At 65.5% G+C, this 18,034-nt stretch carries 21 protein-coding genes and 1 tRNA gene; 6 read left to right on the top strand and 16 right to left on the bottom strand.

Going from position 1 to position 18,034, the window contains the following annotated elements; translation table 11 throughout:
- Nucleotides 1-112: 112 nt before the first annotated feature.
- The 7 genes from ACN27E_RS23625 to ACN27E_RS23595 form a co-directional block, all read right to left on the bottom strand.
- Complete coding sequence (locus ACN27E_RS23625) at nucleotides 113-2,287, bottom strand: glutamine synthetase III (RefSeq protein ID WP_422745191.1); 2,175 nt, start codon at nucleotides 2,285-2,287, stop codon at nucleotides 113-115.
- 280 nt (nucleotides 2,288-2,567) lie between these two features.
- The gene (locus ACN27E_RS23620; protein WP_422745190.1) at nucleotides 2,568-2,924 is read right to left on the bottom strand and encodes a hypothetical protein; all 357 of its coding nucleotides are present in this window, start codon (nucleotides 2,922-2,924) and stop codon (nucleotides 2,568-2,570) included.
- A 39-nt stretch (nucleotides 2,925-2,963) separates the two neighbouring features.
- On the bottom strand, nucleotides 2,964-3,275 hold the full coding sequence (locus ACN27E_RS23615) for a hypothetical protein (RefSeq protein ID WP_422745188.1): 312 nt from the start codon (nucleotides 3,273-3,275) through the stop codon (nucleotides 2,964-2,966).
- A 2-nt stretch (nucleotides 3,276-3,277) separates the two neighbouring features.
- A complete protein-coding gene (locus ACN27E_RS23610; protein WP_422745187.1) occupies nucleotides 3,278-4,132 on the bottom strand; it encodes a phage major capsid protein in 855 nt (284 codons plus the stop codon).
- 100 nt (nucleotides 4,133-4,232) lie between these two features.
- Entirely contained in the window at nucleotides 4,233-4,673 is a 441-nt protein-coding gene (locus ACN27E_RS23605; protein ID WP_422745186.1) for a hypothetical protein, read from the bottom strand.
- Nucleotides 4,674-4,841: 168 nt separating this feature from the next.
- Complete coding sequence (locus ACN27E_RS23600; protein WP_422745184.1) at nucleotides 4,842-6,167, bottom strand: phage portal protein; 1,326 nt, start codon at nucleotides 6,165-6,167, stop codon at nucleotides 4,842-4,844.
- On the bottom strand, nucleotides 6,164-7,480 hold the full coding sequence (locus tag ACN27E_RS23595) for a terminase large subunit domain-containing protein (RefSeq protein ID WP_422745183.1): 1,317 nt from the start codon (nucleotides 7,478-7,480) through the stop codon (nucleotides 6,164-6,166). The genes ACN27E_RS23600 and ACN27E_RS23595 overlap by 4 nt, the downstream gene beginning before the upstream one ends.
- Nucleotides 7,481-7,631: 151 nt before the next feature.
- Between ACN27E_RS23595 and ACN27E_RS23590 the strand changes: the two genes are divergently transcribed.
- A complete protein-coding gene (locus ACN27E_RS23590; RefSeq protein WP_422745181.1) occupies nucleotides 7,632-7,964 on the top strand; it encodes a hypothetical protein in 333 nt (110 codons plus the stop codon).
- A 374-nt stretch (nucleotides 7,965-8,338) separates the two neighbouring features.
- On the opposite strand, the gene ACN27E_RS23585 is transcribed toward ACN27E_RS23590, so the two are convergent.
- The 6 genes from ACN27E_RS23585 to ACN27E_RS23560 all read right to left on the bottom strand — a co-directional run bounded on the left by ACN27E_RS23585 (nucleotide 8,339) and on the right by ACN27E_RS23560 (nucleotide 11,654).
- A complete protein-coding gene (locus ACN27E_RS23585; protein WP_422745179.1) occupies nucleotides 8,339-8,734 on the bottom strand; it encodes a hypothetical protein in 396 nt (131 codons plus the stop codon).
- On the bottom strand, nucleotides 8,731-10,140 hold the full coding sequence (locus ACN27E_RS23580) for an AAA family ATPase (RefSeq protein ID WP_422745177.1): 1,410 nt from the start codon (nucleotides 10,138-10,140) through the stop codon (nucleotides 8,731-8,733). Before ACN27E_RS23580 ends, ACN27E_RS23585 begins: the two co-directional genes overlap by 4 nt.
- Nucleotides 10,137-10,490, bottom strand: coding sequence for a DUF2742 domain-containing protein (locus ACN27E_RS23575; RefSeq protein WP_422745176.1), 354 nt, complete (start codon nucleotides 10,488-10,490; stop codon nucleotides 10,137-10,139). Before ACN27E_RS23575 ends, ACN27E_RS23580 begins: the two co-directional genes overlap by 4 nt.
- The gene (locus ACN27E_RS23570) at nucleotides 10,487-10,684 is read right to left on the bottom strand and encodes a hypothetical protein (RefSeq protein WP_422745174.1); all 198 of its coding nucleotides are present in this window, start codon (nucleotides 10,682-10,684) and stop codon (nucleotides 10,487-10,489) included. Before ACN27E_RS23570 ends, ACN27E_RS23575 begins: the two co-directional genes overlap by 4 nt.
- The gene (locus tag ACN27E_RS23565) at nucleotides 10,681-11,184 is read right to left on the bottom strand and encodes a hypothetical protein (RefSeq protein WP_422745173.1); all 504 of its coding nucleotides are present in this window, start codon (nucleotides 11,182-11,184) and stop codon (nucleotides 10,681-10,683) included. Before ACN27E_RS23565 ends, ACN27E_RS23570 begins: the two co-directional genes overlap by 4 nt.
- Nucleotides 11,185-11,441: 257 nt before the next feature.
- Nucleotides 11,442-11,654 carry a DNA-binding protein gene (locus tag ACN27E_RS23560; protein WP_422745172.1) on the bottom strand — a complete coding sequence of 71 codons (213 nt, stop codon included), beginning with the start codon at nucleotides 11,652-11,654 and terminating at the stop codon, nucleotides 11,442-11,444.
- 117 nt (nucleotides 11,655-11,771) lie between these two features.
- Between ACN27E_RS23560 and ACN27E_RS23555 the strand changes: the two genes are divergently transcribed.
- Nucleotides 11,772-12,323, top strand: a complete 552-nt coding sequence (locus tag ACN27E_RS23555; RefSeq protein WP_422745170.1) for a helix-turn-helix domain-containing protein — start codon at nucleotides 11,772-11,774, stop codon at nucleotides 12,321-12,323.
- A complete protein-coding gene (locus tag ACN27E_RS23550; RefSeq protein WP_422745169.1) occupies nucleotides 12,307-13,479 on the top strand; it encodes a tyrosine-type recombinase/integrase in 1,173 nt (390 codons plus the stop codon). Before ACN27E_RS23555 ends, ACN27E_RS23550 begins: the two co-directional genes overlap by 17 nt.
- A 33-nt stretch (nucleotides 13,480-13,512) precedes the next feature.
- Here ACN27E_RS23550 and ACN27E_RS23545 read toward each other — a convergent pair.
- A tRNA-Leu gene (locus tag ACN27E_RS23545) sits at nucleotides 13,513-13,586 on the bottom strand.
- 69 nt (nucleotides 13,587-13,655) lie between these two features.
- Between ACN27E_RS23545 and ACN27E_RS23540 the strand changes: the two genes are divergently transcribed.
- Nucleotides 13,656-14,633: a diphosphate--fructose-6-phosphate 1-phosphotransferase gene (locus tag ACN27E_RS23540; RefSeq protein WP_422745167.1), complete on the top strand. Its 978-nt coding sequence runs from the start codon at nucleotides 13,656-13,658 to the stop codon at nucleotides 14,631-14,633.
- A 4-nt stretch (nucleotides 14,634-14,637) separates the two neighbouring features.
- Here the strand turns inward: ACN27E_RS23540 and ACN27E_RS23535 are convergent, their stop codons facing one another.
- Both ACN27E_RS23535 and ACN27E_RS23530 read right to left on the bottom strand, forming a co-directional pair.
- The gene (locus tag ACN27E_RS23535) at nucleotides 14,638-15,273 is read right to left on the bottom strand and encodes a DUF4396 domain-containing protein (protein WP_422745166.1); all 636 of its coding nucleotides are present in this window, start codon (nucleotides 15,271-15,273) and stop codon (nucleotides 14,638-14,640) included.
- A 42-nt stretch (nucleotides 15,274-15,315) separates the two neighbouring features.
- Complete coding sequence (locus tag ACN27E_RS23530; protein WP_422745164.1) at nucleotides 15,316-15,999, bottom strand: decarboxylase; 684 nt, start codon at nucleotides 15,997-15,999, stop codon at nucleotides 15,316-15,318.
- 261 nt (nucleotides 16,000-16,260) lie between these two features.
- Here ACN27E_RS23530 and ACN27E_RS23525 point away from each other — a divergent pair, with 261 nt between their 5' ends.
- Together ACN27E_RS23525 and kdpA are read left to right on the top strand one after the other, a co-directional pair.
- Nucleotides 16,261-16,362, top strand: coding sequence for a potassium-transporting ATPase subunit F (locus ACN27E_RS23525; protein ID WP_422745163.1), 102 nt, complete (start codon nucleotides 16,261-16,263; stop codon nucleotides 16,360-16,362).
- Nucleotides 16,363-18,033, top strand: a complete 1,671-nt coding sequence (kdpA, locus tag ACN27E_RS23520) for a potassium-transporting ATPase subunit KdpA (RefSeq protein ID WP_422745162.1) — start codon at nucleotides 16,363-16,365, stop codon at nucleotides 18,031-18,033.
- Nucleotide 18,034 lies beyond the last annotated feature (1 nt).

Raw genomic sequence — 18,034 nt, 5'->3', positions numbered from 1 at the left:
CGGGCATCGGATATGCCGCGGTCAGGGCGTCGAGTAGGGGATCGCCGAGTGTGGGGTGCGGATTACCAGTACCAGGCGGGACGAGTCCCCCACACTCGGCGATGTCCTCACCTCACAGGATGTAGAGCATCTCCTGATAGGTCGGCAGCGGCCACAGATCGTCGGCGACAATGCTTTCCAGCATGTCCGCCGCGGCCCGGATGTCGTCCATCAGCGGCAGCAGGCTCTGCGCGTGCGCCGCTTCCTCGGCGGCGGTGTCGCCTCCATGTTCGTCCATCGCCGTCTTGAGCGCCCCGATCGCGGCCGTCAGCTCGGTGACCGGAGCCGAAACCGCTTGCAGCAGGGTCAGATCCGGCTCCAGCCCCGCCGCCTTCATGGCGGCGGCATTCTGCGCCAGCTCGGTCTGATACCGGATGGCGGCCGGCAACACCACCGTGGAACCGATCTCGAGGGTCAGCTTCGCCTCGACGGCCACGGTCAGCGCATAGGTCTCGTAGCGCACCTCCAGTCGGCTGTGCAATTCGCGACTGTTGAAGACGCCGTACTTCTCGAACACCTCGATCGCCTCCGGGCTCACCAGTTCGGGGATGGCGTCGAGGGTGGTCTTGAGGTTCGGTAGCCCGCGTTCGGCGGCTTCGATCTGCCAGTTCTCGGAGTATCCGTCGCCGTTGAAGACGACGGCGCCGTGTTCGGTGATGATCTCGGTCAGCAACTTCTGCAAGGCAATATCGAACTCCTCGCCCTCACCGACGGCTTCCTCCAGCACCGTGGCCATGTAGTCCAGCGAGTCGGCCATGATCGTGTTCAGGACGATCATCGGCACGTTGATCGTCTGACCGGAGCCTGGCGCGCGAAACTCGAAACGGTTGCCGGTGAAAGCGAACGGGCTGGTGCGGTTACGGTCGCCCGGATCGGTCGGCAGGATCGGTAACGTGTCGACGCCGATGATCATGCTGCCCTTGCCCTTGGACGAGGTGGCCGCGCCCTTCGCGATCTGCTCGAACACGTCGGCCAACTGGTCGCCGAGGAAGATCGAGATGATCGCGGGCGGGGCCTCGTTGGCGCCGAGTCGGTGATCGTTGGTGGCCGAGGCGACCGATACCCGCAGCAGGCCGGCGAACTTGTGCACCGCACGGATCACGGCAGCGCAGAACACCAGGAACTGGGCGTTCTCGTGCGGGGTGTCCCCGGGGACCAGCAGGCTGCCGAACTGCGCGTTGCCCAACGAGAAGTTGACGTGTTTGCCCGAGCCGTTGACACCGGCGAAGGGCTTCTCGTGGAACAGGCATTCCATGCCGTGCTTCTTGGCGATGTTCCTGAACGTGGTCATCAACAGCTGCTGGTGGTCCGCGGCGATGTTGGCCCGCTCGAACATCGGGGCGATCTCGAACTGCCCTGGGGCGACCTCGTTGTGGCGGGTCTTCGCAGGGATGCCGAGCTTGAACAACTCCCGTTCGGTGTCCATCATGAATCCGAGCACCCGGTCGGGGATGGCACCGAAATAGTGGTCGTCGAATTCCTGGCCCTTCGGCGGCTTGGCGCCGAACAGCGTGCGGCCCGCGTTGATGAGGTCGGGGCGGGCGAGGAAGAAGTGCCGGTCGACCAGGAAATACTCCTGCTCGGGACCGCAGAACGACACGATGTGGTCGAAGTCCTTGTGCCCGAACAGCTTCAGAATGCGTTCAGCCTGGGCGCCCATGGCCTGCTGGCTGCGCAGCAGCGGCGTCTTGAAGTCCAGCGCCTCGCCGGTCATCGAGACGAAGACCGTCGGGATGCACAGGGTGTTGCCGTTCGGGTTCTCCAGGATGTAGGCCGGGCTGGTGACGTCCCAGCCGGTGTAGCCGCGAGCCTCGAACGTGCTGCGCAGACCGCCTGACGGGAAACTCGAAGCATCGGGCTCGCCCTGGATCAGCGTCTTCCCGGCGAACTCCGCGAGAGTCTGGCCGTCGGAGACCGGCTCGAGGAAGCTGTCGTGCTTCTCGGCAGTCAATCCCGTCATGGGGTAGAAGACGTGCGCGTAGTGGGTCGCGCCTTTGGACAACGCCCAGTCCTTCATCACCGAGGCCACCGAGTCGGCGACGGCCGGGTCGAGCTTGGCGCCCTTCTCGATGGTCGCCACCACCGACTTGTAGACCGACTTCGGCAACCGCAGACGCATCTCGGCCAGCGTGAACACGTTGGACCCAAAGACCTCGCCGGGCTCTTCGGCCGGGTCGAAGCTGAAGGCCGGAGGCACGTACGCCTCGACGTCGTTGATCGCCTGCAGGCGTACTGCATTTCCGCTCAATGGAGTTCCTATCACCACGTGCGCCCGCTTCTGGTGCGCGGGCGTTGACCGGCCAACGATAGGAACACCTCGTGGCGAATCTGTTACGGCGACGTCAACGTCTGAATCTTCTGCGCCGCGTCGGTGTCAGGCCACCGGATACCGTGCCCCCAGTCGGACTCGAACCGATTTCACGGCACTGGCAGATGCGTTGAACAGCCGATGAACTGGCAAAACACATCACTGATGTTCACAGCAGTTATATGTAACTGTGGGCAGATTGTGGGCAGAAAGTGGGCGATCAGTCGTCGGGTATGTCGTCCATCAGCGCCTGCCACGCTTCGTTGAGCCGCTTCTCACGCGTGAAGCGCTGCAGTTCCTCGCCCATGTTGCTATAGGTTCCCTGCTTCGCGGCCTGGACAACGATCACCAGTCGGCGTGCCAGTTCCTCAGCCTCGGCAATCGACAGGTTGAGTGACACCGAACCCTTCTCTGGCGGCGGAAGCGTCGACATGTCGAAGCCCTCTTCAAACACCGCCTCGGTATCGGGTCCGAATGGCTGCGCCATGATGGAGGGCTCCCGATCTTCACCCTCCCGAGTTGTGCTCGGGGGAATCGACCACACCGACGGCGTTGCGTCATTGTCCAGATAAGTCACCGATAGGAACATGGGGTGAACCCTAGGCGAGCGAAGCCATCACATCGCCCGAACGCGGTACCTGTTCAGGACGATCTGCTCAGCGAGGGTCCAGCCAGTGAAGGCCGACCGGTATTCCTTCTCGACGTCGTCGACCTTGTGCCGAACGGCGAGCTGGCCCCCGTTCGTGACCAAGCGAGCGGCTGCGGTGGTGATCACCGCGGCCAGCTCGTCGTTGGGCTCGCCCCCGTCGAAGCCTCGGCCGCGGGTGTACGCCTTCGCCATGGTGGTGACGAGGGGGATCACGATGGCGGGGTCGTACTCGCGGTGATTCGAGAGGCCGGCGACGACCTCGGGATCGACGGTGGCCACGATCAGGCCTCGGTGAGTAGCGTGACGGCCTTGTCCTGCAGCAGGCCGACGTCCCAGCGCGACACGACGCGGATGCCGATCGAGTCGTAGTCACCCCAGGTCTGGTCGAGGATCTTGACCTCGGCGTCCACGTCGCGGGCCACGACCACCTTGGACATGTCGACCAGAGCCACGCGCTTCTTGGTGGAGGCGGCCGGAATGTTGTCGGTGATGATCACGGGCAGGCCCAGCAGCCGGAAGTCGGTGCCGTTCTGAATCGTCTGCGGATCGATGACGTAACGCCGGTCGCCGGTCCCGACCTTGACCTTGCGGACGGCAGCGAAGCTAGCCGCGGTCATCACCCAGTGCGTCGGCTTGACCTTGTTGCCCTGCGCGGTGGCGAGGCCGTCGATCAGGCTGTCAGGGTCGGCCAGGTCCAAGACGCCGGTGGCGATGCCGCTCTGGCGCAGGATTCCCTTGATCGTGTTGGACGATCCGGTGCCGTCCCACAGTGCCGCGTCGAGGGCGTTGGCGACGTCGGCGACCAGGCGGGTACGGAGGACCGATTCGAGGCCCACGACGGAGGTGCGGATCAGCTCGTTGGTGAGCTTCACCAACACCTTGAGGCCCTTGAGGGTGGACGGCAGCAGGGTCACTTCGTCGAACGCGACGTCGCCGTCAGTGATCTGTGCGCCCTCGGCGACGAATCCGGCGGTGACCCCGTTGGCGACGCGGGGCACGCGCACAGGGCTCGATGAGTCGAGGATGACGGGACCGGCTGCCAGGAATGTCGATTCCTGTTCGAGCGGCTGGACAAGCAGGTCGGCGACCTGCGACTGAATGAGGGTGGAGTTACCCGAGGTTGTTTCGATAGCCACGATGAAGTCGTAACGGTGTGTCGGAGTGGGGATTCGACACGTCGCCAGGACGTCAATCGGGTCGAGGGCGCCAGGCCCGCTACGGTTGAGTGTACGACACTCAGGTCCGTTCTTTCAGTAGCCCGAGGAGGCTGAACGGTTCCGGGGATGAGCCGCGGTTGCCCTGTCCGATGTCTCCTACCGGCCGACGGGATGCCAGATGCGGTTTGCGCTCCAGTAGCTCGTCCACGGCGGCGGCCAGTGCGTCCGGGTCGTCGAGGTGGTCCTCGTTGAACTCCAGGTCTGTCGGATCAGCCAGTCGCCCAGTCGCTTTGACCAGCTCGACGTGCAGCCGTTGAGCGTAGGCGTCGGCCCTCTGGGCGCGCTGACGGTAGCGGCCGTTCTCCTGACGCAGATCCTCGACGACCTTGCGAGGGAACGTCTCCGACTCGCTTTCGTCGGTCGCCGGTTCCCCGGCCGGGTCGGCATCAGGGGTCGCATCTCGGATGTCATCCTCGGTGTTCTCGACCGTGGCTGCCTCGGTGAGAGTTTCGTCGCTCATGGTGCCTCCTGTGGAAGTGACTTGAATTCGGTTACTGCGTCGACCAATTGAGTGGCCAAGTCAAGGGCTTCGGCCTCGGTCATGCAAAAGGTCAGCGCGCCGGTGCGCAATCGGATGGGCCGCAGCCCTTCCGGCATCAGTGCAATTTTGAAGTCGAGGTCTCGCGCGCTAAGCCGCATCGTTGCTCACCTGTCGGGACACCGTGGCCGACGCCATCACCTTGGCGATCTCGTCGTCGGAGTAGCCCAGCTTCGTCAGCGCGTACGGCTGCGGCAGAAGGCCGGCCTGGTACAGCTTGACCACGGCATCGGCCTCTTGGGCGACTGAGCGGGTGGCGGCGTCGGCCCAGTGCACGCGGATGTCGTCGATCAGGTTGGGGTCTCGGCCATCCCGTACCGCGATCATTAGGCGAGCGACCTGCTCCCACGACCTGCCGAACGTCGCCTGACGGGCCTCCGCTCTCGCGGTGAGACTCGCCTCCGCAGCCCGCAGAGCATCAGCGGATGCCGGGTTGTCGGTGAACACCCCGACGTAGTGGGCAGGCAGCGTGGAGACGGCCATGACCTGCCCGAGGATCACGCGGACGCTAGCCTCGTAGCCACCCAGGTCAGCGGCGTTGAGTTGCCCGAACTTCGCTTCGTGGTTCTCCGAGATCATCGCCCGGTGGCCCTCGGGTATCGGGTTGACCTCCCGCAGCACCGGCTGGCCGTCGTCGAGGACCGGGTCGCCGTCGTCATCGAGGACGGGTTCCTCGGTGAGTTCGATGCCGGTGGCCCAGCGGCGCGGCCTGCCGACGTATTCGGAGGTGACCATCATGTCGGCCAAGCTCTTGTTGAGAGCGTCCACGAGGGGCTTGAGGTCGTCGATCTCCGAGATCCCCCAGTCGCCGACGATGCGGTCGGTGTTGCGCAGGTTAACAACCGGGACCACGCCCAGCGGGTTGGCGATCGTGTCGACGGCGGTGAATCCGGTGATGGCGCCGGTCTGCTGCGCGATCAGTCGGGTGATCTTGTCGGGCTCGTAGAGCATCGCGTGGGTGACGTTGCGGTCCTTGTCCTCCCATCGCTTGACCGCGGCGGTGATCTCCCGGCTGCCGGGATCGGTCTGGACGGCGACCTGCTTCGCCGATTCCACGGTGACTCGGGGCCGGCCGAACCTGTCGGCCCAGACGATGACGTAGGAGTCGCCCAGCAGCAGAGCTTCGCGGTGCGCGACTCCGCTGGTCTGGTCGAGGTCGTTACGGATCCAGTCTGCCCATAGCGCGGCGTCCCCGGTGAATCCGGTGATGCGTAGCCGCTCGGCCAATGCGGTGACGGCGAGGCGGGGAATGTTGGACGACATGATGCCGAACCTGTTGCCGAGGGCGACTTTCGCCTCCGGTGACAGGAACGCCAGTGGCGGCCGGCCCTCGTAGTAGCGGTCGAGATCGCTGTACCGGGCCAGTGGTGCGTTGAGCCGCTGGACCAGTCCAGTGAGTAGTTCATCTTGGGTCATGAGGCGAAGCTCCTTACTCTCTTGCGGTTTCGTTGTTGATGGAACGCGGCGCGGTCGAACGCGACGATGGCCGCCACAGCGGCGTCGATCTTTCGTGGCGAAGATTTCTTGTCCTTATGCACCAGATCGCCCTGCGGGGTGGCCTTTGCGACACAGTGCGCGATGTGCGCTGCCATCCTCGGGTTTCCGTCGTGGGTGACGGTGTGGGTGACGACGGCTTGATAGAGGCGGTCGGTGGCCGGGGCCATGCGGGCGGCGTGGGCGGTGTTCCACTCCACGACGCGGCGCTCACCGTGGCGCTTGGCCCAGTCCTCGATCTCGCTGCGCCAGCCCCACGGGTCGCACGCCAGCTCGGCGACGTCGTACTTGGTGAACGCCACATCCACGGCGCGGGTGACGTCCTCGCGTGGGACGCGCCAGCGGGGATCGCCGGGGTTCTCCCACAGGCCCTCGACCCACAGGTGACCGTCGAGTGTGCAGCCGACCAGGGCTGTGGAGTCACCAGAGGCCGACCCGTCGAACGCCAGGACCACACGCTCGCGGGGTTGGACTGCCCGCGACACCGCACACTGGTCCCACGCGCCGAACGGCAGCCAAGCGTCTACACCGGTCACCCATTGGCCGAGGCGAAGTTGACGGAACACCGGCTCTCGCAGGGTCCTCCGGGCCGCTTCGAGGCCATCCTCGGCGAGGAACGGGTGCTCGCACGCCAGCGCCGGGTTACCGATTCGCCACGCATCCCTATCGTCTGTCGCGCAGCCGTCCGGGGCGGCGAACTCCCGCAGCGCGAACGCCGGATCATCACCCATGCGGCCGTGCTCGACGAGCCGCCACATGATGGAATCAGGCGACGAGGCCGGCGTCGAGATCGCCAACGTCAGCGACTCCGGGCGCTTCCCAGTCATCGACGTGACCGCCTCCCAGACAGCCTCCGTGACCACGTGTAGCTCGTCGACGATCAACAAGCTCGGATCGTGCCCATGCAACGCACCAGGATCGGCCGGCAGCGGCAGGAGAATCGAGTCGTTGTGCGGCACGACGATCCGGTCGGCGAAGATCTGCGCTCGATCCGCCAGCTCCGGGTTGAGCTCGATCATCCGGCGAGCCATCCGCAACGTGATGTTGGCCTGCCGTTGATCAGATGCGACCACCAAGACCTCAGCAGAGGCGTCCCCGACGAACAACTCCGCGACTGCCAGCATCGCCGCCAACGCCGTCTTGCCGTTCGCCCGCGGAATGGACACCAGCGCGGTACGGATGCCGTCCGCGAACGCCGTCCGGATAATGTCGACCTGGAAGTCACGCAGCCGCACCGGCCCCCCGCACCCACGCCCTTCGGCACCAACAGGTACTGCGCAATGAACGCCAGCCGGCGCTCCGTACGGCCGTCGGGCAGCCCCGAGAAGTCGAGCGGCGCCGACTTAATAGTTCCTTTAGGCCCAGCCTTCATGGCACGCTCCGAAGATGAACCTCGCGGCAGATGGGCCCGTTTACGTCGACCCCGGGTTCGGCACTGTCGTCACCATCACCGTAGTCATCGCCATTCTGGCGATCGGCTTGGGCTTGGGCGACATCCTGATGTCCGCAACGAACCACGAGGTCCGTCGCTGGGGTCGCGCCCTCAAGCACACGACCCCGATCGCTACCGGCGCCGTCGTACTCGGCGCCGGGTTCGACCTGGAGCTGACGGTGAAGGTTGACGACGTGATCTGGATTATCGCTCTGTTCCTGATCGCGGTTGCGGCGTTCCGCGGCATGGAGTCCAAACGACTTCGGTGGCTCAAGCCGACCGACTGATGGTGTGAGACGCAAACTCGGGCTGGGCAGGGGTCGCTGGTGGCCCTCGGTGGGGTGCACCCCCCTGGTGGCTGACGGTCCGCGTGCGGCGCCGGCAGCGCGGTTGCAAGGTCCGCACCGGACGACGATGTCCTGCAGCCTGATCGGCTTGCCAGCGGCCTTGCGTGCCCACGCCTCGGGGGTGTGGTCACCCTGCAGATCCTCGGTGCTGCCGCAGTCGGTGCAGAACGGTTGGAGTCGGCGGGCTCTGCGGGACAGGCAGTCCCAGGCTGCGTCGTAACCGCGGGCGGTCGCCGTGCCCTTGGCTGTGGTGGTGTGCTCGGGGCAGCGAGGACCGGTGCTGGGCTCGCCGCAGTCGAGACACGTACGCATGGTCACTGGCCACCCTCGGGTTCGTGCCAGGTCATGCTGCGCCTGATCTCGTCGCCGGTCAGTTCCTCTTCGGTGTGCGCCCAGTAGGCCAACCACTCGCGGGTGACGTGGACGATCACTTTGTTGCTCTCGCTGAATCTGACGTAGGCATCGACGGCATCGCCGGACATGTACAGACCGCCCTTGTTGTTGAGGGCTTCCAGTGCGCGGCCTGCTTCCTCGTCGGTGATCCCTTTCTGCTCGGCGATGACCCAGACGGTCAGCTCAGCGAGCAGTTGCCGTTCGTCGTCGGTCAGCCGGCGGTTGATGGGAGCGGGGTTGTCGGTCATGGGGTTCTCCTCGATGGTGTGGGTGTCCCAGGTGCTGGGCGGCAGGAAGATGACGCGGCGGGCGGTCATGCTGATTGCTCTTTGCTGAGACACGACAGGTGGGCTTCACCCTGTCCTGCCATAACCGCCTTGCCGCAGATGTAGCAGCGGGGAACTTCTTTGCCCTTTACGCGGATGGTGCGACGGTGGCTCAGTTCCTGCCGGCGAACACTCAGCGGCGTTGGTGCCGCGAGTGCCGCTGTCAGCTCAGTGGGCTCTCCAGTCGGCTCACACATAGATGCGTGAGCCGACTGGAGGTTCGGCCCAGTTGGCTCATCGCGTTTGTGCAGGTCGGGCCCAGTTGGCTCAGTTGGCTCAGTCGGCTCATGTGACGCCCCAGTTGGCTCACCGTTGATCTGACTGGGCAGGTTCCATGTGGACGTCCGCGGGAACCCCGAGGATTGGTCGATGATGCCGATCCGCTTCTTTGCCCGCTTCAGGGTGGCTTCGCTGATCCCCTCCTTGCGGGCCTCGGCCTTGACGACCTTGGATGCCGTTGCTCCGTTCTCGGTCAAGTAGTCGTGCAGCCAATGCTCTGCGGCGGTCCGTTCACCGGCGTCATCGTCGCCGTCCCCTGCGAGAAGATCGCGTGCGTCGACCGTGGTGTCGCCGAGCCATTCCACCGATCCGATCTCGGCGGGTCCGTCGTCGGTGTCGACGGTGGTGGACACGATGCGGAACTCCACCGATCGGTCGGTGCCCACGTAGTTGGCCTTGGTGTTGGTCAGCACGCGGGTGCCGGTGTCCTCGTTCTCGGCGATCGACAGGACGCAGCGGGCCACCTGGGACCAGGCCACCGAGCCCAGTAGTAATTGCCCGGAGTCCGCGCCTTGTCGCTTACCGAAGTGGGCCAAGCCGACGACGGTGACCTTGGCGCGGTCGGCTAGGGCGGCGATGGGCTCGAGGTACTGGCGGACGGCGATGTCGTCGTTACCCGAGAACCCGGATGGCACGACGGCCTTGGCGGGGTCGAGGAACAACATGGTGACGTCGTGCTCCCGGATGACCTCTTCGATGCCGCGCAGGTCGAGGGGGAACACCAGGGCGCCGGAGCCCAGTTCGGTTTCGACGTCGATGAAGATGACGCGGTCCATGTCGGCGCCGGCCGCCATGAGTCGGGGTGCGATCGCGCATTCGCGGGATTCCTCGGTGCCGATCCACATCACGGTGCCGCCGTTGAGTGTCTCGCGGGCGGCCCACGATGATGCGACGGTGGACTTGCCTTTTCCTTCGCGGGCGGCGAGCAGGTTGATCGCGTCTTGGAGGACGAGTCCCGGCTCCCACCACACCAGACGTTTGGCCTTCACCTGCGAGCCACGGGTGACTACGAGTTGGCGTCCGGGGATCAAACCACGCTTCTCGGCCTCGTGCTTCTCGCACAGCTTGTCGGGTCCGACCTCGTCGCAGTCCCAACAGAACGACGACTTTCGCGTCACGATGCCCTCCGAATCTCGTCGATCTCGTGGCGCCGCTGAACCCGTCGTGCAACCTCGGTCCAGTCCTCGGCGGTCGACAGGTCGACGTTCGCCTGTGCGATGGCGTCCTGGCCGGTTTCGACGCGCAGCACGTGGTGCTCACCTGCGACCGCGAGGGACAGCAGTTTTCGGGGGTCGGCGTCGTCGAGTGCCCGCCATGCTGGTGTGCCGGCCCACGGCAACGTCGTGTTGGCCTGCGCGACCATCTCGGTGATGAACACGTGGGTGGCCCACCATGAAACTTCCTGAGACGACGCGGGAGAACCCGCACCCCAGCTCGGGGTGCGGGTCTCCGTCTTCGCTTCGGTCACAGTGCCGCCCGGAGCCGGTCGAGTTCGGCCAGGAGCGCCGTCGCTTGGTCGAGGATCTCGGTGGCGCGGGTCTTCCGTGCGTCGTCGAGATGCCCGATCGCATTGTCGATGAGGCAGCACACGGTGTCGGCGTGCCCTCTGGCGGCGTCGATGTCCCATGTGGCGGCGAACATCCGATCCACGGCGGCGGTCATTTGTCACCGCCGAACAGGGCTACCGCGGCCCGCAGCACCTCGGCCAATTCGAGTGCTTCCGCCGGGGTCATGTTGGCTGTAACGGGTTTATTCCACTCGCCGGTGATCATGTCGGCGTCGCTGTAGGAGATGCCGATGAGCGGCTCGCCGTCGTCGAACATCTTGGCCGAGATGTACATCCCGGCGCTGTACCACTTTTCACCGTCAGACTTTCCGGTCTGGTGGCTGAAGGTGACGTACGCGGAGCTCGACTTGTAGCTCGTGACGAGCATCGAGCGCCCTACAAGATCCTCATCCGGGTCGGCCCAGATCGGTCGGGGGATCGACATGACCACCGAGGCGTCACCGCCGTGGTAAATGGTGCCGTTGCCGCCGGCCTTCTCGCAGAGGCGGTCCCAGGCCTCCAGATGAGGGGGTCGAGGATCGAGGTCTACTGGCTCGAGGTCCACCGGGTTCGGATCGACCGGGGTGGTGTTGCTCTTCTTCGTTCGTGCAGCCATGATGGATGTACCTACTTTCTGATGAGGGTTGGTTCAGACGCCGGTCGGGTGGCAGCCCTGCCGGCGTCACTGTTTCCGGACCGGGTAGTCCGGAGGTCTTCCGTGTGATCCGAGTCGGGGATCAGGCCGAGGTCGGCATGGTCGTACTGCGCTAGGTGTCTCGGCGTTCCAACTACCGCTGAGTCGAGCTTTCCGGTGGGGGCCGCTTGGGCTGTTGTGGAACCACCGGTGGTTGAGGCACTCACTGGTCTCGTCATCTAGGCGGCGTCACCGCCGTATCGATTCGCGTGTAGATAGGCGAGAACGTCCTCGCGTAGATAGCGCACCCGGCCGCCAACCTTGATCCAGGGGACACCGCGACGGCGGTATCGATCCTGCGCCAGGGCGTCAACCGTCGTCTGGAGGAAATCAGCCACCTGTGCCGCGGTAGCGATGGCCGGCAGTTCCTCCGGAACGACCCGATTCCGCATTGTCATCTCCGTTCGATTTTATTGCCATACTTTGACAACGAGTCAGTTCTACCACGCGGCGTTATGGATCGTCAAGAGATGTGGATTTGAGTGCCAAAGTATGGCAGTGTGCGCAGTGTGGCAGGCAAAGAACCAGAGTCCGGTCCCACGGCAAAGACGGTCGCCGAGAACGTGGCACGCCTTCGTACGGCTCAGAAAATGAATTACAAGCAGCTCTCAGACACGTTGTTGGCACGCGCCAATTGGTCGATCAACGCCGTGGGAATTCGTCGGATCGAGTCGGGCGAGCGCCGCGTGACTGTAGACGACTTGATGGCTCTCTCTGTTGCACTTGGGGTTTCGCCATCGACCCTCATCTACCCAGACGCCGACGACGCGGGCGCTAGGGTCTCGGCTACAGGGCTTCCGCAGCCGGAGAATGCGCGGGTTCTTTGGGAATGGGTGTCAGCCAGCATGTGGGCGTACTGGGCCCTGGAGCACGTCGGCGGCTTTACCAAGCCGAGTGACTTCTTTCGGCGCGCCTGGCCGCAGTGGATGCTGCAGGACCTAGACGGGCCGAACGGTTCCACTCTGGATTTCTATGACAGCACATGGGCTGAATCGCGAGAGCAGACGCGCAAGAGACAGCTCGAGCGGGAAGTGCAGGCGCCCGATGGCGACGATCAGTAGCTACGAAACGACCTCCGGCGCAAGGCGGTACCGAGTTCGATACCGCACCCCAGATCGTCGCCAGACCGATAAGCGCGGGTTCAAGACCAAGCGGGATGCCGAGGCTTTCGCGGCCACGGTTGAGGTCACGAAGTTCCGCGGTGAGTACGTCGCGCCGGTGCTGGGCAAGGCCACGGTCGGCGACCTCGGGCCGGGGTGGCTGGACCGCCAGAAGGGCGTGATGAAGCCGTCCGCGTTCCACTCGATCGAGTCCGCGTGGCGGGTGCACGTGAAGCCGCGGTGGGGGTCGAAGTCCATCGCTGAGATTGAGTACTCCAGTGTTCAGGGTTGGGTCACTGAGTTGTCAGGCCGGCGGAAGGGCACGCTGGTCGCTACTGCATATTCGGTGCTGGCCCGCATCCTCGACGATGCCGTCCGGGACCGCCGAATTGCTGTCAATCCGGCGCGGGGCGTCAAGTTGCCCGCCAGGGCGAAGCGGAAGAACGTCTACCTCAGCGCCGAGCAGTTGCACGCGCTGGCGGTGGAGTCTGGCCGGTACGGCTCACTGGTGCTTCTGCTCGGAACTGCGGGCCTGCGGTGGGGAGAGGCAGCGGCCCTTCGTGTCGGTGACGTCGACTTCCTCAAGCGTCGGATCACGTTGCACGAGAACGCTGTGATGGTCGGCGGAGATGTTCACGTGGGCACGTTGAAGACTGGAAAGAGTCGCACGGTGGCGCTGCCGGTGTTCGTCGTCGAGGAGTTGGCCCGCACGTGTGAGGGCAAGGAGCACGGCGCGCTGATCTGGCCGGCGCGGGACGGTGGTTATCTCGGTCCGCCGTCGTCGCACGAGTCTTGGTTATCGGGTGCCGTAGAGAGGTGCCAGGCCGCAGCCGAGGCGGCGCGGACCAAGGAGGGCAAGGAGCCGACGACGCCGGTTTTCCCGCGGATCACCGCGCACGCCCTGCGGCACACCGCGGCGTCGTTAGCGATCTCGGCCGGCGCCAATGTGAAGGTGGTTCAGCGGATGCTCGGCCACTCGTCCGCGGCCATGACCCTGGATGTTTACGCGGACCTTTTCGACGACGACCTCACTGCAGTTGCCGACAAATTAGATGTGACTGTGGGCAAAATGTGGGCACGGACCTCATCGGCCACCACTCAGCAAACGGCGAAATAGCCGCTACCAGCGCATACGCGTTCAGAATTCCGGTGCCCCCAGTCGGACTCGAACCGACACTGGGCGGATTTTAAGTCCGCTGCCTCTGCCAATTGGGCTATGGGGGCCGCCGGTAAAGAAGGGTAATCGTCGGCCGGACAGCCACGCGCCGCCCACGCCCGTTGATACCGTGAGCCGTGGCCGAGGCCGTGCGGGAAGCCCTCATCACCTACCGCTACCTCCGCATGGCGCTGGTCACCCTGGTCGTGATGCTCGGCGCGTCGATTCTGTTCACCGAAGCCGCCGCCGACTGCTGGCAAGGCTCGATCAGCGACTACTACTACACGCCGTCACATCTGATTTTCGTCGCGTCACTGTGCGCCATCGGCATCTGCTTGATCGTCTACCGCGGGCACACCGCCACCGAGGATCTGCTGCTCAACTTCTCCGGACTTCTCGCGTTCGTGGTCGCGCTCGTGCCGACCACTGCGCCCACACTGTGCGGCGCCGGCATGCCCGGCATCGACGATCCAACCGCCGCCGCGGGCAACAACATTGGTGCGCTGCTCGTAGCGGTCACCGTCGGCGTGGCCAGCTACGGAGCGATTCGCCTGCTTCTCCCGATGTCGACGACGAAAGCACCCGAAGCCGGCACGGCGCACCCTCCGCACGCCCTGCTGCGGCTTCTGCGGCGCATCCTGCGACTGGCCGCCCGCCCGGTGGCCGTCCTGGACGCGGTGCTGCCGTGGTTGTTGACCGCACTGCTGGCTGCCCTGGCCATCGCGTTCTTTGTCGACCCCCGATTCTCCGGCCGCTACGGACACAACATCGCCGCCATCGCCATGTTCCTCGGCATCATTGCCGTCGTCGTGCACTACGCGCTCTACGCGGCGGCCCGGCGCAGCCGCACCACCCGGCGAATGTGCTTCGTGCTGCTGTATCTGTCCCTCGCCGCAGCCATGATCGTCACGCTCGCGCTGGCCATCGCCGCCGACTTCACCAACCACCCGCTAGGCGTGCTCATCGTGGAAGCTCTCCTGATCCTGGCATTCGCGGTGTTCTGGATCGTCCAGACCATCGATCTGTGGGACCTCGACGCCTACTCGGCAACCTCGCTCACCGAATTACTCCACGCGCTCGAAAGTGCTGCCACACCGAGCTCCGCCGCCGACTGATCTCTCAGCCGGCGCCCATCTCCGCGGCGATCGCCACCACCAGCCCGCCCAGCATGAAGGCCGCGATGGCCGCAGCCAGCGCACCGGTCCCCAGCGACGGGATCCACCGCCGCCACCCCTCGGCCTCTCCGCCCCCGTGGTGATACTCGTGGGTCAGCGCATGACCTTTGCCGCGCTGCAGCAGATACCGGTTCACCGGATACGCCGCCACGAACGCGGTAGCCAACGCGATCGACATGCCCACCCAGAAGACGACGTTCACCAGGCCGGCGTTCATCGCTCCCGGGATCAGCGCCATCACGATGTTGTCGACGATCTCCATGGTCAGGATCGACAGCGTGTCCGCCGCCAGCACGACGCTCAGCGCCGTCCCCAGCGCCAGGCCGGCCCGCAGTAGCGGCAGCGTCGACAGCGAATAGCCGAAGACGAACGCCAGCGCCACCGCGAGCGCGATCGTCGCGATGCTGCTCAACCCGAGCGCGGTGCCCACCATCAACCCGACGATCTCACCGATCGCGCATCCGGTCAGGCAATGCAGCGTCGCGCTGGCGGCCATCGCATTGAGGCCGCCGCCCATGTCGTGCGCGGCGTGCTCGTGGCCGGCCTGATCATGGCCGGCATGTCCGTGGTGCTCGCTCACGCCGGCCACTATACCCCTAGGGGGTATAAATGCTCAGTCCGTCTACGCGACGTCGACCAGCGCCTCGGCATCCAGCGACAGCACCAACGCGGGCCGCGGATACCTCAACTCGGCACACGCCTCCTCCACCGTGAGCTGCAACTGGTGCACCCCGTCGCGCAACTCCGCCGAATCTGCGCCTCCGCGCCCGAACCCGGACAGGCAGGCCCGCGTCATGATCACCCCGTGCGCCCGCTTGATACGGGCCATCTGCTCCACCATCGCACGCACCGCGTCGGCGGCATCGTCGTCCTGACCGCCGACCCGGCAGCGCAACCCGACGACGTCCAGCCGCGCCATACCCACCACCGAGGCCGCCAACCGCTCCCCCGCCGATTCGGTCACGTCGACCACCACCCGCGGCGTCGCCGCCTGCCGATTGGCCAACAGCATCACCTCTGCCCGCGAGCTGATGACGAACCGGCCGACCGGCGCGGCCATCGCCGCCTCGACCGTCAGCACGTCCGGGCACTGCGCGGCCACCCGCACCGCGGGCAACCCCGTCGCCAGCGCCAGGCGCAGCTGCTCGGCCCCCGACACGTCCACACCGAGGCCGCGCCGGCGCACCCACTCGGCCACCGAGGCACTGGTGAGGAGTTCGGCGGGCACCAGCAGGGGGGTGCCGCGCAAAGCGCGCCGGCAGACCGCGTAGCGCGGCAGTGACTGGGTGCGACGAAATCGGTTCATACCGAAGATCTTGAGCCGCAGGTCTGACATCCCACTGGGGGCGACCTGTCAACCTGCCAGTGCGGGCGCAGCGCGAAAGCCGTAAAGGTCGCCGCCCACACCGTCAAGAAACCGTCAAGACCGGGCTCAACGCTCTGAACAGGGCCGATTCTGGTGCACGGCCACCGAGAGCCGGTGGCCGTAAATGGGAGACGGAATGTCTGTTGTCGTGTACACCGCCCTGACGGTCGCGGTCTTCGCGCTCTTGGGTTTGGTGCAGAAGTGGGCCGAGCGCCTGTGATCCAGAACATCGTCGGCGTGGTCCTCGCCGCTGCCATCGCGGTCTTCGTCTTCGCCGCCCTGCTGTTTCCCGAGAGGTTCTGAGTGGACACCACCACCGCGGGGATCGTCTTCCTCGCCTCACTCGTCGTCGGTCTGGCAGCCGTGCACATCCCGCTCGGTGACTACATGTACCGGGTCTACTCGTCTGAGAAAGATTGGCGTGCAGAGCGCGTCGTCTACCGGTTGATCGGCGCCGACCCCAAGTCCGAACAGAACTGGGCCGGTTACGCCCGCAGCGTGCTGGCCTTCTCAGCCGTCAGCGTGCTGTTGCTGTTCTTCCTCCAGCTGATCCAGGGCAAGTTGCCGCTGCACCTGAGCGAGCCGGGCACCGAGATGACCCCCGCACTGGCGTGGAACACCGCGGTCAGCTTCGTCACGAACACCAACTGGCAGGCCTATTCGGGCGAATCCACCCAGGGCCACCTCGTCCAGATGGCCGGTTTGGCCGTGCAGAACTTCGCCTCCGCCGCGGTCGGTATGGCAGTGGCCATGGCGTTCGTCCGGGGCTTGGCCCGGCGCAACACCGGCGAGCTGGGCAACTTCTGGGTCGACCTGATCCGCGGCATCATGCGGATCCTGTTGCCGGTCAGCATCATCGGTGCGGTCATCCTGGTCGCCGGCGGCGTCATCCAGAACTTCGACGTGCACAGCCAGGTGGCCACCACCCTGTCCGGTGCGCAGCAGACCATCCCGGGCGGCCCGGTCGCCAGCCAGGAGGTCATCAAGGAACTCGGCACCAACGGCGGCGGCTTCTTCAACGCCAACGCCGCGCACCCCTTCGAGAACCCGACGACGTGGACCAACTGGGTCGAGATCTTCCTGCTGTCGTGCATCGCGTTCTCGCTGCCGCGCACCTTCGGCCGGATGGTCGGCAGCCGCCGACAGGGTTACGCGATCGTCGCCGCCATGACCGTCATCGCCACCGCCAGCGTCTCGCTGATGCTGCTGTTCCAGCTGCAGGCCCACGGCACCGTGCCCACCGCGACCGGCGCGGCGATGGAAGGGGTCGAACAGCGCTTCGGCGTTGCGAACTCCGCGGTATTCGCCGATCTGACGACCCTCACCTCCACCGGTGCGGTGGATTCCTTCCACGATTCCTACACCAGCCTCGGCGGCCTGATGACGCTGTTCAACATGCAGCTCGGTGAGGTCGCCCCCGGCGGGGTCGGATCCGGCCTCTACGGCATGCTGATCCTGGCCATCATCACCGTGTTCGTCGCCGGTCTCATGGTCGGGCGCACCCCGGAGTACCTGGGCAAGAAGATCACCCCGCGCGAGATCAAGCTCGCTGCAACCTATTTCCTCATCACACCGCTGATCGTGCTGACCGGCACCGCCGTCGCGATGGCCATGCCCGGCCAGCGGGCGGGCATGCTCAACACCGGACCGCACGGCCTGTCGGAGGTGCTCTACGCATTCACCTCGGCGGGCAACAACAACGGCTCGGCCTTCGCCGGCATCTCGGTCAACACCGAGTGGTACAACACCGCGCTCGGCCTGGCCATGCTGTTCGGCCGGTTCCTGCCCATCATCCTGGTGCTGGCGCTCGCGGGATCGTTCGCCCGCCAGGGCAAGACGCCCGAATCGGTCGGCACCCTGCCGACCCACCGGCCCCAGTTCGTCGGGATGGTCGCCGGCGTCACCCTGATCCTCGTTGCCCTGACCTTTCTGCCCATGCTCGCGCTGGGCCCCCTCGCCGAAGGAATCCACTGAC

Source organism: Mycobacterium sp. WMMD1722 (genome assembly GCF_049315205.1).
In the GTDB taxonomy this organism is placed as follows: Bacteria; Actinomycetota; Actinomycetes; order Mycobacteriales; family Mycobacteriaceae; genus Mycobacterium.
Note: the sequence above shows the minus strand (reverse complement) of the source record. Positions and strands in the feature narration are given on the sequence as shown.

Excerpts from the sequence above, each read along its gene's own strand:
- ACN27E_RS23605 (WP_422745186.1), bottom strand. The coding sequence starts at position 4,673 with ATGAGCGACGAAACTCTCACCGAGGCAGCCACGGTCGAGAACACCGAG.
- ACN27E_RS23600 (WP_422745184.1), bottom strand. The coding sequence starts at position 6,167 with ATGACCCAAGATGAACTACTCACTGGACTGGTCCAGCGGCTCAACGCA.
- ACN27E_RS23590 (WP_422745181.1), top strand. The coding sequence starts at position 7,632 with ATGAACCTCGCGGCAGATGGGCCCGTTTACGTCGACCCCGGGTTCGGC.
- ACN27E_RS23585 (WP_422745179.1), bottom strand. The coding sequence starts at position 8,734 with ATGACCGCCCGCCGCGTCATCTTCCTGCCGCCCAGCACCTGGGACACC.
- ACN27E_RS23570 (WP_422745174.1), bottom strand. The coding sequence starts at position 10,684 with ATGACCGCCGCCGTGGATCGGATGTTCGCCGCCACATGGGACATCGAC.
- ACN27E_RS23565 (WP_422745173.1), bottom strand. The coding sequence starts at position 11,184 with ATGGCTGCACGAACGAAGAAGAGCAACACCACCCCGGTCGATCCGAAC.
- ACN27E_RS23560 (WP_422745172.1), bottom strand. The coding sequence starts at position 11,654 with ATGCGGAATCGGGTCGTTCCGGAGGAACTGCCGGCCATCGCTACCGCG.
- ACN27E_RS23550 (WP_422745169.1), top strand. The coding sequence starts at position 12,307 with ATGGCGACGATCAGTAGCTACGAAACGACCTCCGGCGCAAGGCGGTAC.
- ACN27E_RS23530 (WP_422745164.1), bottom strand. The coding sequence starts at position 15,999 with ATGAACCGATTTCGTCGCACCCAGTCACTGCCGCGCTACGCGGTCTGC.